At 71.5% G+C, this 12102-nt stretch carries 12 protein-coding genes; all 12 read right to left on the bottom strand.

Going from position 1 to position 12102, the window contains the following annotated elements; translation table 11 throughout:
* Positions 1 to 48: 48 nt before the first annotated feature.
* On the bottom strand, positions 49 to 1188 hold the full coding sequence (locus tag ACFYZB_RS10670) for a polyprenyl synthetase family protein (RefSeq protein WP_388756743.1): 1140 nt from the start codon (positions 1186 to 1188) through the stop codon (positions 49 to 51).
* Positions 1185 to 2618: a hydroxysqualene dehydroxylase HpnE gene (hpnE, locus tag ACFYZB_RS10665; RefSeq protein WP_388756740.1), complete on the bottom strand. Its 1434-nt coding sequence runs from the start codon at positions 2616 to 2618 to the stop codon at positions 1185 to 1187. Before hpnE ends, ACFYZB_RS10670 begins: the two co-directional genes overlap by 4 nt.
* Positions 2615 to 2743, bottom strand: a complete 129-nt coding sequence (locus ACFYZB_RS10660) for a DUF6380 family protein (protein WP_351212220.1) — start codon at positions 2741 to 2743, stop codon at positions 2615 to 2617. Before ACFYZB_RS10660 ends, hpnE begins: the two co-directional genes overlap by 4 nt.
* Complete coding sequence (gene hpnD / locus ACFYZB_RS10655) at positions 2743 to 3705, bottom strand: presqualene diphosphate synthase HpnD (RefSeq protein WP_388756737.1); 963 nt, start codon at positions 3703 to 3705, stop codon at positions 2743 to 2745. Before hpnD ends, ACFYZB_RS10660 begins: the two co-directional genes overlap by 1 nt.
* Positions 3702 to 4598 carry a squalene synthase HpnC gene (hpnC, locus tag ACFYZB_RS10650; protein ID WP_388756734.1) on the bottom strand — a complete coding sequence of 299 codons (897 nt, stop codon included), beginning with the start codon at positions 4596 to 4598 and terminating at the stop codon, positions 3702 to 3704. Before hpnC ends, hpnD begins: the two co-directional genes overlap by 4 nt.
* A 361-nt stretch (positions 4599 to 4959) precedes the next feature.
* Positions 4960 to 5748: an ABC transporter ATP-binding protein gene (locus tag ACFYZB_RS10645; protein WP_351212226.1), complete on the bottom strand. Its 789-nt coding sequence runs from the start codon at positions 5746 to 5748 to the stop codon at positions 4960 to 4962.
* Positions 5741 to 6670 carry an ABC transporter permease gene (locus tag ACFYZB_RS10640; protein WP_388756730.1) on the bottom strand — a complete coding sequence of 310 codons (930 nt, stop codon included), beginning with the start codon at positions 6668 to 6670 and terminating at the stop codon, positions 5741 to 5743. Before ACFYZB_RS10640 ends, ACFYZB_RS10645 begins: the two co-directional genes overlap by 8 nt.
* A gap of 61 nt (positions 6671 to 6731) precedes the next feature.
* Entirely contained in the window at positions 6732 to 7604 is an 873-nt protein-coding gene (locus tag ACFYZB_RS10635) for a glycosyltransferase family 2 protein (protein WP_388757420.1), read from the bottom strand.
* Positions 7605 to 7612: 8 nt separating this feature from the next.
* Positions 7613 to 8392: a CDP-alcohol phosphatidyltransferase family protein gene (locus ACFYZB_RS10630; RefSeq protein WP_351212232.1), complete on the bottom strand. Its 780-nt coding sequence runs from the start codon at positions 8390 to 8392 to the stop codon at positions 7613 to 7615.
* On the bottom strand, positions 8370 to 9431 hold the full coding sequence (locus tag ACFYZB_RS10625; RefSeq protein ID WP_351212234.1) for an iron-containing alcohol dehydrogenase family protein: 1062 nt from the start codon (positions 9429 to 9431) through the stop codon (positions 8370 to 8372). Before ACFYZB_RS10625 ends, ACFYZB_RS10630 begins: the two co-directional genes overlap by 23 nt.
* A complete protein-coding gene (locus ACFYZB_RS10620) occupies positions 9419 to 10171 on the bottom strand; it encodes a phosphocholine cytidylyltransferase family protein (RefSeq protein ID WP_351212236.1) in 753 nt (250 codons plus the stop codon). The genes ACFYZB_RS10625 and ACFYZB_RS10620 overlap by 13 nt, the downstream gene beginning before the upstream one ends.
* A complete protein-coding gene (locus ACFYZB_RS10615) occupies positions 10168 to 11955 on the bottom strand; it encodes a DUF5941 domain-containing protein (protein WP_388756718.1) in 1788 nt (595 codons plus the stop codon). The genes ACFYZB_RS10620 and ACFYZB_RS10615 overlap by 4 nt, the downstream gene beginning before the upstream one ends.
* Positions 11956 to 12102 lie beyond the last annotated feature (147 nt).

The following is a 12102-nucleotide window of genomic DNA, read 5'->3' as shown; positions in this document are numbered from 1 at the left end:
CTCGGACACCGGCCGGCGACTACGCGAGGCTTGTTGGGCCGATAGTGATCATCTCTTTCGTACGACGACGAAGTCGGCGAGCGCCGTGAAGGCCGCGCGCACCCGGTCGGGCATGTCGACGGCGTCGAGGGCTTCCACGGCGATGGTGTGCTGACGGCGCGCTTCCTCGGCGGTCCAGGCACGGCCGCCGGCCCGCTCGATGAGAGCCGCGCGGGCCGCGAACTCCTCCTCGGAGAAGTTCTCGAAGTCGCTGCTCTTGGCGTCCGCGGCGAGGATCTCGCCGAGCTGCTCGGAGGCCGGGCCGCCGGCCGCGAGCGCGGCGACGACGGGCAGGGACTTCTTGCGCTGGCGCAGGTCGCTCCAGGTCTGCTTGCCGGTGGCCTCCGGGTCGCCCCAGATGCCGAGCAGGTCGTCGATGGCCTGGAAGGCGAGGCCGAGGTGGTAGCCGTACCGCTCCAGCGCGTCGGCGGTGGCGTCGTCCGCGCCGCCGAGGACCGCGCCGATGGAGCTGGAGGCGGCGAGCAGGGCGCCGGTCTTGTTGCCCTCCATCTCCAGGCACTCCTCGACGGTGACCCGGTCGCGGTGCTCGTAGGAGATGTCCTGCGCCTGACCGTCGATCAGGGCGCGGGTGGCGGTGGTGAGCCGGCGGGTGGCGCGGCCGGCCTCCACGGTGCCGAGCTCCAGCAGGATCTCGTTGGCGAGGGCGAACAGGGCGTCCCCGACCAGGATCGCCTGTGCGGGGCCGTGCACCTTCCAGACGGTGTCGCGGTGCCGGCGCTGCTCGTCGCCGTCCATCAGGTCGTCGTGCAGCAGCGAGAAGTTGTGGACGAGTTCGACGGCGACGGCACCGGGGATGCCCACCTCCGGCGTGGCGCCGGTGACCTCGGCGGAGAGCACGGCGAGCGCGGGACGCACGGCCTTGCCGCCGTCGCCGTCGGCGGGGTTGCCGGCGGCGTCGATCCAGCCGAAGTGGTAGGCGGCGACGGTGTCCATGGGAGACGCCAGCCGGTCCACGGCCGCACGCAGGACCGGAGTGGCCAGGGTGCGGCCGCGCTCCAGCAGCGCGGTCACGTCCACCGCGGCCCGCGGGGCGGGCGTCGAGGCCGGGGGCACAGTGGGCACAGTCTCTCCTCTTGTTGCGGTACCGGGGGTGCGGGGGCCTGCCGCGGGCTCCTGATCGAGCGTCACGCCGCCTCCTCGAACTCGAAGAGATGGCGGGGGCGGGGCCGGCCCAGGGCGCTGAGGGCGGCGTCGGCCGCGCTCACTCCACTGCGAACCGCACTCTCCATGGTCGCGGGCCACCCGGTGGCGGTCCACGCTCCGGCCAGGTACAGGCCGGGGGCCTTGGTGCGGGCGCCGGGCCGCAGCCGCCCGACGCCGGGGGTGGGGGCGAACGTGGCCGTGCGCTCCCTGGTCACGAAGAAGTCCTTCACCACGGCGCCCCGGGTACCCGGAATCAGCCGCTCCAGCTCCGGCAGATAGCGCTCGCGGAGTTCGGCGACCGGCAGATCGATCTCTCCGTGCGCGGCCGACTGGGAGAGCGCCAGGTACTGACCGCCGGTCAGCCCGGAGGCGTCGGTCCGGTCGAAGACCCACTGCACGGGCGTGCCGAGGGCCGCGAAGAAGGGGCGCGCGAGCACCTTGCGGTCGTAGACCACATGGACGTTGAGGATCGGCGCGGTGCCGATGCCCAGCAGTTGCTCGGGCGCGTCGAGGGCGCCGGGCGGCAGCAGGTCGTGGGCCTCGCTCTGGGGTACGGCGAGGACGACCGCGTCGGTCTCGATCCGCTCGCCGGGAACCTGAACGCTCCAGGTGCCGTTCTCGTTGATAGAGACGGAGGTGACGCGTGTACGGACCTCGGTACGGACGCCCGCGGAGTCGAGCTCCTTGCGGGCCAGCCGGTCGTGCAGTTCGCCCAGCGGGACGCGGGCCCAGCCGATGTCGGCCGCGCCCGGGTCGGACAGCAGACCGGTCTTGAACACCATCGCGGCGAGCCCCAGCGAGGCGTCGCCCGCGACCGCGTTGAGGGTGGCGACCCCGACCAGGTCCCACAGGGCCTCGACGGCGCGCGCCGACTGGCCGTGCGCGGCCAGCCAGCTGCCGAAGTCCTGGGCGTCCAGGGCCGGATCGGCGAGGTCGAGCCCCTTCAGCGCGAGCGCGGCCCGCCCGACCGCGGCGCGCTCGGCGAGCGAGAGGTGCGGATAGGCGGCCAGGCTGCGCCCCAGGTGGAGGGGGACGGGCAGCGGGTCGCGCCGCAGCCGGCCGAGCCGCCTGCCCTCGGGCTTGGCGACGTCGACGACGGGCACGTCCAGGCGGTCCTGCAGCGGTGCCAGCGCCGCGCCCTGGATCCTCTCGAGGAACCAGCGGTAGGCGGTGCAGCAGCGCAGGTACACGTGCTGGCCGTTGTCGACGGTCAGTTCGCCGCGCTGGAAGGAGAAGGCGAGGCCGCCCAGCCTGGGCCTGCCTTCGAGCAGGGTGACGCGGACGCCGGCGTCGGCGAGCGCGAGCGCCGCGGTGATCCCGGCGAGCCCACCGCCGACCACGACGGCACTGCGGCCTGCCGCGCCCTCCGGTTCCGCGGTGCCGTGCGCCGGTGCGGGGCGGGAGCGTTCGCTCATGGTGCGTCCTTCCATGCGTACCGAGCGTGCAGGGTGAACGGTGCACGGTCGGCCGTCGCAGTCAGGGACGCCACGCCGCAGCGGAGGGTTGCCTGCCGCAGGTCTCCTGGTTCGGTGCGGTCCATCAGGGGCGCCTCCTGACGGACCGCGGGGAGACATGGCGGGTCACATGCCGGGTGTCCAGACCGGACAGTCCGCGTACGGCGACGTAGGCCTTCTCGCGTCCGGGCAGCGAGACCCGGCCGCGCAGCACGGCCTCGGGGTCGCGCTCGATGCGGTCCAGCAGCCGGCGGTAGATGCCGGCCATGGCGGCCACGCAGGCGCCGCTGCGCCGGTCGAGCATGGGCAGCAGCCGGTAGCCCTCGGCGAAAAGAGCGCGGGCCCGTCGCACTTCGAAGTGCACGAGGCCCGCGAAGTCGGAGCCGTCCGGTGGTGTCGGCCCGTCGAAGCCGGCCGAGCAGCCGAACTTGGCGAGGTCGTCGGCGGGCAGATAGGTACGGCCCCCGGCCGCGTCCTCGCGCACGTCTCTGAGGATGTTCGTCAGCTGCAGGGCCAGGCCGAGCGTGTCCGCGTACTCGGGTGCGCGCTCCGCGCCGCGCGCGCCCGGTTCGGTGCCGAACACGCCGAGCGAGAGGCGGCCGATGGCACCGGCGACACACCGGCAGTAGACCTTCAGGTCGTCCCAGGTCTCGTAGGTCTCGCCGCGCACGTCCATCTGGACGCCGTCGATCAGCTCGTCGAGGCCGCCGAGCGGGATCGGGAAGGCGCGCGCGGCATGGGCGAGCGCGACGGCCACCGGATCGGTGTCGTCCTCCTCCACCTCGTCCCGGCGGACCCGGGCGAGCAGCGCCCTGGTGTCCTCGAGCCGCTTCAGCTTCACCTCGTCGGCCAGGTCGCCGTCGCCGATGTCGTCCACGCGCCGGGAGAACGCGTACAGCGCCGACATGGCCCGGCGCTTGGGCGTGGGCAGCAGGCGGATGCCGTAGGCGAAGTTGCGTGCCTGCTGCCCCGTGACGGTCTCGCAGTAGCTGTAGGCGGCGAGTACCGGTGCGGACACGTGCGACGGAGAATCCACGGTCCGGATCACCCCTCTCCTCGCAGGATCGCGCCCGCCTCACGCAGCAACTGGAGCCTGCGGGGTCTGGGCGGGCCGGGAAGGACGTCGTATTCGGCGGCGGCGATCGCGTGGACCGCCGCCCTTCCCCCCGCCACGAACCCCGCGAGCAGCAGCTTCAACCTGCCGTGGACGCTACCCACCAGGGGGGCGCCTTCATTCAGCAGATCGCGGGCGCGTTGTGCCTCGTATGCAACCAGGGCGCGCACCGATGCGCTCGCGGTTTTTGCGCCAAGATCCGTTTCCTGCACGTGAAAGCGCTTCATGTCCTCGACCGGGAGGTAGATCCGGTCCCGGCCGAGGTCCTCGGCGACGTCCTGGAGATGTTCCACGATCTGCAGCCCGGTGCAGATCGCGTCGGAGAGCCGGATCCGCTCGGGGGTCGAGGTGCCGGTGACGGCGAGGACGAGGCGGCCGACGGGGTTGGCGGACAGTTCGCAGTAGGCGAGCAGGTCGTCGTAGGTCTCGTAGCGGGCGACGAGCTGGTCCTGGCGGTTGGCGGCGATCAGGCCGAGGAAGGGCTCGGGGGTGAGGGAGCGACGGCGGACGGTGGGCTGCAGCCGGCGCAGCAGCGGATGGCGCGGAGTGCCGTCGAAGACGCGGCGCAGGTCGGTCTCGAAGGCGTCGAGGAGGGCCGGCCGGTCCTCGGCCTCGGCGGCCGACACGCCGAGGAAACGGGCGTCGGCGCCGCCGGGGGCGAGGTCGCCGTCGCCGATGTCGTCGACGAGGCGGGCGAAGCCGTACACGGCCATGAGGTCGTCGCGCCAGGCCCTGGGCAGGAAGAAGGGGGCCACGGGGAAGTTCTCGCTGGTGGCCTTGTCGAGGGTGGCGCGTTCCGGGTCCGGCGCCGTCTCGGTGCCCGTCATCGGGCGCTGCCCGGCGCGGGGACGGCACATGCTGCGTTGAGCTGGGGAGTTTCCGTAGCCATTGCCGTCACATCTCCCGTTCTACACTGCCGACCCAATACACAGTATTTCGGACACGCCGCCCGACAATCGGCGGGGTCGCCCTGGCGCGGGGTGTCGCGCATTATCGCCCCACTTGCCGCTTTCCGGCACCGGTACAGCTTACGTTGTACAACGCGGCATGGTCCGTCCGGGTGTCCCGCGCATCACAACAACACACCGATTGGCTCCAAGATTCCCCACGCGTACCGGAGTTGACGGTTCCTTTGCAGACGCGGGGCCCCACCGGACGGTCTCCGGCGGGGCCCTGGCCGAAAACGTGCTACTTGCCCGTGAACTTCTCGTATTCCTTCAGGACCTCTTCGGTCGGTCCGTCCATGCGCAGTTCCCCGCGCTCCAGCCACAGGACGCGGTTGCAGGTGTCGCGGATGGACTTGTTGTTGTGACTGACCAGAAAGACCGTCCCGGCCTCCCCCCGCAGTTCCCGGATGCGTTCCTCCGAGCGCTTCTGGAACTTGCGGTCACCGGTGGCGAGCGCCTCGTCGATCATGAGGACGTCGTGGTCCTTGGCGGCGGCGATGGAGAACCGCAGCCGGGCCGCCATGCCCGAGGAGTACGTGCGCATCGGCAGCGTGATGAAGTCGCCCTTCTCGTTGATCCCCGAGAAGCCGACGATCTCCTCGTAGCGCTCCTTGATCTGCTCCCGGGACATCCCCATCGCGAGACCGCCCAGGATCACGTTCCGCTCGCCGGTCAGGTCGTTCATCAGCGCCGCGTTGACTCCGAGCAGCGAGGGCTGGCCGTCGGTGTAGACCCTGCCCCTCTCGGCAGGCAGCAGGCCCGCGATGGCGCGCAGCAGCGTGGACTTGCCGGAGCCGTTGGAGCCGATCAGGCCGATGGCCTCGCCGCGACGGGCCACGAAGGACACACCGCGCACGGCGTGCACCTTGCGTACACCTCGCGCCGCGTCGCCGGAGCCTCGCTTCAGGATGCGGCTGAGGGCGGCCGTCGCGCTGCCTCTGCCGGTCCCGCCGCCGTTGACGCGGTAGACGATGTGCAGGTCGTCCGCGATGACGGTCGGACGGCGGTCCTGGGTGTCGGTCTCAGCCACGGCCGTACCTCTCCTCCGCCTTCCAGAAGTACACGAAGCCGCCGACGAAGACGGCCACGGCCCAGAACAGCGCGATCGCCCACACGTGCGGCGGCAGGTTCGAGGCGCCGTAGCCGTCGATCAGCGCGTAGCGCATGAGGTCCATGTAGATCGCGGCCGGGTTGACCTGGAGCAGCCGGACCGCGATCTCGGAGCGGCCCTCCATGATCTTGTTGATGGAGAACATCACGCCGGAGGTGTACATCCAGGTGCGCAGGACGAACGGCATCAGCTGGGCGAGGTCCGGCGTCTTGGCTCCCATGCGGGCCACGATCAGCGCGAGCCCGGTGTTGAACAGGAACTGCAGCAGCAGGACCGGCACGATCAGCAGCCAGGCGGGGCTCGGGTAGCTGCCGAAGCCGATCGCCACGACGAACATCACGATCATCGAGAACAGCAGTTGCTGGAGCTGCTGCAGCGAGAAGGAGATCGGCAGCGAGGCACGCGGGAAGTGCAGGGCGCGCACCAGGCCCAGGTTGCCGGAGATCGCCCGGACGCCCGACATGACCGAGCTCTGCGTGAAGGTGAACACGAAGACGCCCGTCACCAGGAACGGGATGTACACGTCCTGGGACAGGCCGCGGCTCGCGTGCAGGATCACGCCGAAGATGAAGTAGTACACGGCCGCGTTCAGCAGCGGCGTCGCCACCTGCCACAGCTGGCCGAGCTTGGCCTCGCTGTACTGCGCCGTCAGCTTCGCCTGGGAGAAGGCGAGGATGAAGTGGCGCCGGCCCCACAGCTGGCGGACGTACTCGGGCAGTGAGGGACGGGCACCGCTCACGGCGAGCCCGTACTTGGCGGCGAGCTGCGCCGCCGTCAGTCCCTCGTCGGGCGACGGTATCGCGCTCACCGCGACACCGCCGTCGTGCGTTGTGTGACTCACGAGTGGAAATCCGGACTCTCTCGAGTAAGAGGCTTGCTCTCTTCTGGTAAGAGAAAGCTTCTCAGATCACCGGAGGCCGGCCCAGCCGGGTCAGCCGCCACACCGTGCGCCAGCGCATCGGGCGGCGGGGGCCGCACGGAGTGGTCCAGCCCTCCTTGAACCCGCCGAACCACGCCCTCAGGGCCGGCCCGGACGGGCGGCGCAGCAGGGTGAGCAGCAGCCAGACGCCGAGGTAGACGGGGACCAGCAGGGCGGGGAGGTTGCGGCGGGCCAGCCACACGCGGTTGCGGGCGACCATGCGGTGGTAGACGGCGTGCCGCGAGGGCGCGGTCGTCGGGTGGTACAGCACCATGTCCGACCGGTAGTCGATCAGCCAGCCGGCGTCGAGCGCCCGCCAGGCCAGGTCGGTCTCCTCATGGGCGTAGAAGAACTCGTCCGGCAGCCCGCCGACCTCGGCGAACACCCGGGTACGCACGGCGTTGGCGCCGCCGAGGAAGGTGGTGACCCGGGAGGAGCGCATCGGGTCGGAGGCACGCAGCCGGGGCACGTGGCGGCGCTGGGTCTCGCCGGTCTCCGGGTCGGCGATGCGGAAACTGATGATGCCGAGCTCGGGGTCCGCGGCGAAGGCCTCGCGGCACAGCTCGGCCGTGTCGTGGCGGGCGAGCAGTCCGTCGTCGTCAAGGAAAAGCAATATGTCGACATCCCGGCCGCCGGGCCCGAAGGCCTCCGTGCCGACGTTCCGGCCGCCGGGGATGCCCAGGTTCTCGGGCAGCTCGATCGTCCGCACGCCCTCGGGCACGTCCGGGACCGGCGAGCCGTTGCCGACGACGACCACCTCGACCCTCTCGCCGTCCTGCTTGGCGACCGAGTCGAGCAGGGCCCGCAGCTCCTCGGGCCGGTTGCCCATGGTGATGATGACGGCGCCGACCCGCATGGCCGTGCTCACTTCAGCCTGCTGGAGGCGAGGATGGACACCAGGTGCAGCAGGGTCTGCAGCAGGGCGATGCCGGCCAGCACCGCGACACCCAGCCGGGAGAAGAACAGGTCGCCGCGCACCTGGTCGGCGATCGCCAGGACCAGGATGAGCAGGGACGCCTCGATGCCGAGGATCAGCCGGTGGAACTTGAGCGCGGCGGCGGCCCGGCGGGCCAGCGCCATGCCGGAGGAGCGCATCTCGGCGGCGGCCTCCTTGACCGGGGGCAGCCCGCCCTGGTGCCGGGCCACGCCCACCAGGTCCGTCTCGGCCTTGATGAGGATGGCGCCGAGCGCGGCCAGCGTGCCGAGGAAGGCCCACAGCCAGTCGATACGGCCGCCGCCCCACAGGTCGGCGGCGCGCAGGCCGAAGCCGGTGAGCACCGCGGCGTCGGTGAGGTAGGCACCGACACGGTCGAGATAGACGCCGTTCAGCGAGTACTGCTTCTTCCACCGCGCGATCTCGCCGTCGACGCAGTCCAGCAGCAGATACATCTGGACGCACACCACACCGAGCACGGCGCCCGGGATCCCCGGCACCAGAAGTGCCGGGGCCGCGAGCACGCCGAAGACGGTCATCAGGTACGTGAGCTGGTTGGGCGTGACCCTGGTGTTCACCAGGTAGCGGTCGACCCGCAGGGACACCTCGCGCATGTAGAGGCGTCCCATCCAGTGCTCACCGCTGCGCCGGTCCTTGACCCCGGCGGGGTGGACGACCGGACGGAGTTCAGCTACCGATGGCCTTGACATAGTCGGCGTAGATGTCCTTGATCTGGTTCGTCTTGAGGTCGAGGTGTTCGAGGATCGTGTAGCGGCCGGGGCGGGTCTCCGGGGCGAACTCCACGGCGCGCACGAACTCGTCCACGGTGAAGCCGATCTCCTCCGGCAGCACCGGAAGCCCGTGCCGGCGCAGCACCCCGGCCGTGTGGGCCGCCTCCTCGTGAGCCCCGCGCAGGTACATCGCGAAGGCCGCGCCGAGTCCGCACTGTTCGCCGTGGGCGGCGGCCCGCTTGGGGAACAGCAGGTCGAAGGCGTGGTTGATCTCGTGGCAGGAGCCGGAGGACGGGCGGGAGTCACCGGAGATCGACATCGAGATACCGCTGAGGACCAGCGCCTCGGCAAGCACTTGGAGGAAGTCGTTGTCGCCGATGCCTCCGGGGTGGCGCAGCACCGCCTCGCCGGCCTGGCGGGCCATGGCCGCGGCGAGACCGTCGATCTTCTCGCCGTTGACCCGGTTGGACAGCTCCCAGTCCGCGACCGCGTTGATGTTGGAGATCGCGTCGCCGATGCCGGCCCGGACGAAGCGGGCCGGGGCCTCGCGGATCACGTCCAGGTCGATGACGACCGCGATGGGGTTGGGCACGCCGTAGGAGCCGCGTCCCGCGTCGTTGTCGAGGGTCGCGACCGGCGAGCACAGGCCGTCGTGCGCGAGGTTCGTCGGTACGGCGACCAGGGGCAGGCCGATGCGCGCCGCGGCGAACTTGGCGCAGTCGATGATCTTGCCGCCGCCGAGTCCGACCACCGCGTCGTAGTGGCCGGACTTCATCTCGCCGGCCAGCCGGATCGCGTCGTCGAGGGTGCCGCCGCCGACCTCGTACCAGCTGGCGCCGGGCAGCGAGGGGGCGATGCGCTCGCGCAGCTTGGCACCGGAGCCGTTGCTGACCGCGACGGCCAGCCGGCCGGACTGCGCGATGCGCTCGTCGGCGAGGACGGCGGCCAGGTCGTCCAGGGCACCCGGGCGGATGTCGACGACGACCGGCGAGGGAATGAGCCGGGTCAGTAGCGGCACGCGATCTCCCGTCCCTTGGCCAGGTCGTCGTGGTTGTCGATCTCGACCCACTGGACGTCGCCGATCGGCGCCACGTCGATCCGGAAGCCGCGGTTGACCAGCTCCTGGTACCCGTGCTCGTAGAACTGCTGCGGGTCGGTCTCCCAGACCGTCTTCAGCGCGTCGGCCAGCTCCGGGGCGGCGTCGCCCTCGATGAGCGTGACGCCGATGTACTCGCCGGTCGCCTCGGCGGGGTCCATCAGCTTGGTGATCTTCGTCATGCCCTTCTCGGGGTCGACGACGACCTTCATCTCCTCGTCGGCGAGCGACTTCACGGTGTCCAGCGCGAGGATGATCCGCTTGCCCTCGCCGCGCGCCGCGAGCAGCGTCTTCTCGACGGAGACCGGGTGGACGGTGTCGCCGTTGGCGAGGATCACGCCGTCCTTGAGGGCGTCACGGCCGCACCACAGGGAGTAGGCGTTGTTCCACTCCTCGGCCTTGTCGTTGTCGATGAGGGTGAGCTTGAGGCCGTACTTCTGCTCCAGGGCCGCCTTGCGCTCGTAGACGGCCTCCTTGCGGTAGCCGACGATGATCGCGACCTCGGTCAGGCCGACCTCGGCGAAGTTGGCGAGGGTGAGGTCCAGCACGGTCGGTTCGCCCTCTATGCCCGCGGGCCCCACCGGCACCAAAGCCTTGGGCAGGGTGTCGGTGTAGGGGCGCAGACGCCGTCCGGCGCCGGCCGCCAGCACGAGGCCGATCATGCGGGTTCTCCTTCGTCGTGTACGGCTGGGGCCCCTGCGGAGACCCAGAAACGGATGCTCTCGACGAGCACCACGAGGGCGACGACCACGGCGAGGACCGTGAGCGCGACCGTGAACTGCGAGGCGGTGAGCACCGCGGCCAGGACGGTGACGAGCAGCGTCCGCCCCTCGTGCCCCCCGATGACGCGCACCAGCCAGGGCGGGGGCGCTCCGGCGTTGCCGCGGATGCGGTACACCGTGTCGTAGTGATGGTAGGCGACGGCGGCCACCAGGCCGAAAGCCGCAGGGAGGGCGCCGTTCACCCCCGCTTTGCTCGCGAGGATCAGGACGGTGCCGTATTCGGCCGCGCGGAAGAACGGGGGGACCAGCCAGTCCAGGACGCCCTTGAGGGGGCGGTACAGCGCCTGCCCCGAGGTGACCGCGTAGACGACGGCACCGGCGACGGGGGCCCAGGTCACCCCGGAGAAGAGGGACACCGCGAGGACGGCCGTGCCGGCCAGGGCCACCAGCAGCGGGGCGCCGAGGCGGGCCCGGGTGACGCGCGCCACGAGCGCGGCGAGCGGGCCGTTGTCGGCGAGGTCCGCGAGCGCCTGCGCCGCCCGGTCCGTGCGGGTCGCCCTGCGCGTCACCGAGCGCAGCACGCGCCCGGCCGTGGTGTACGTCGCGGCGAGGGCACAGCCGACGAGCAGCACGCAGAAGGTGATGCGGGGGGTCGTGGCCGCCGTCAGGACGGCTATCAGCGCCCAGCGCTCGCCGATCGGCAGCACGATCATCCGCCGTGCCCAGACCGTCCAGCCGACGCTGTCCAGCTTGTCGGAGAGGGCGGCGGTGGGGCTGGTGTTGGCGGTGGCGTCGTGGTTGGCCTCGTTGAAGGAGAAGTCGACCACGTGCCGGCAGGTCTGCAGGATCATCGCGCCGAGGGCGAGCGCCCACACGTCGTCGCCGCCCCGGGCCGCGCCGAGGGCGAGGCCGGCGTAGTAGGCGTACTCCTTGGCGCGGTCGAAGGTGGCGTCGAGCCAGGCGCCGAGCGTGGAGTACTTCAGGGCGTAACGGGCGAGCTGACCGTCGGTGCAGTCCAGGACGAAGGAGGCGATCAGCAGCACACCGGCCGCGACGAAACCGCCCCGGGTGCCGGTGGCCGCACAGCCCGCCGCGATCAGGGCGGTGAGCAGCGAGGCGGTGGTGACCTGGTTGGGGGTCAGGCCGTGGCGGGCGCACCAGCGGGCGATGTAGCGGGAGTAAGGGCTGATGAAGAACGTGGTGAAGAACCCGTCGCGGGACTTCACGGCCGACTTCAGGCGTACGGCCTCGTCGTCGACGGCGGCGACGGCCTGCCGTGCCTCGTTGCGGGCCTGCGGGTCGGCGGGGACCGCGGCGACGAGGCTGCCCAGGTCCGGCTCGTGCACCTCGCAGCCGTCGGAGTCGAGCGAGGTAACGATGCGGTCGGCGAGGCAGTGCACGGCGAGCGCGGTCCCGCCGCCGGTGGAGGTCTCACGGGCCACGGCCCGGGTCATCGCCTGCCGGGCCTCCGGCTGGGCGGTGACGGCGCCGGGGATCGCGGAGAGCGGGAAGCGGGGGTCGGTCAGGCCGAGACGCAGGGCGTGCCGGTGGCCGACGAAGCGGGCGTCGACCAGGGCCACGCGGTCACCGGCGGGGGCGGCGGCGAGCAGGGTCTCGGCCGCGGCGGGGTCCGCTGCCACCCGGACGTCGAAACCGAGCGACCGCAGATCGTTCTCGAGGGACGATCCGGGGACCGGCTGACCGGTGACGATGGCCGTCGACAACCGAACTCACTCCCTGGGTGCCGGCGCGGTGGCGCCGGTCTCTTGCATGGTGGGGCGCCCTGCCAGCGGCACCCGGGCGGCATGTCGGCAGAGGCTATCCGATGCACGGAAGCCCGTGTTCACCGGCCGTTCACGGCCCGGCCCACG

It is taken from the genome of Streptomyces sp. NPDC001852, assembly GCF_042891825.1.
In the GTDB taxonomy this organism is placed as follows: Bacteria; Actinomycetota; Actinomycetes; order Streptomycetales; family Streptomycetaceae; genus Streptomyces.
Note: the sequence above shows the minus strand (reverse complement) of the source record. Positions and strands in the feature narration are given on the sequence as shown.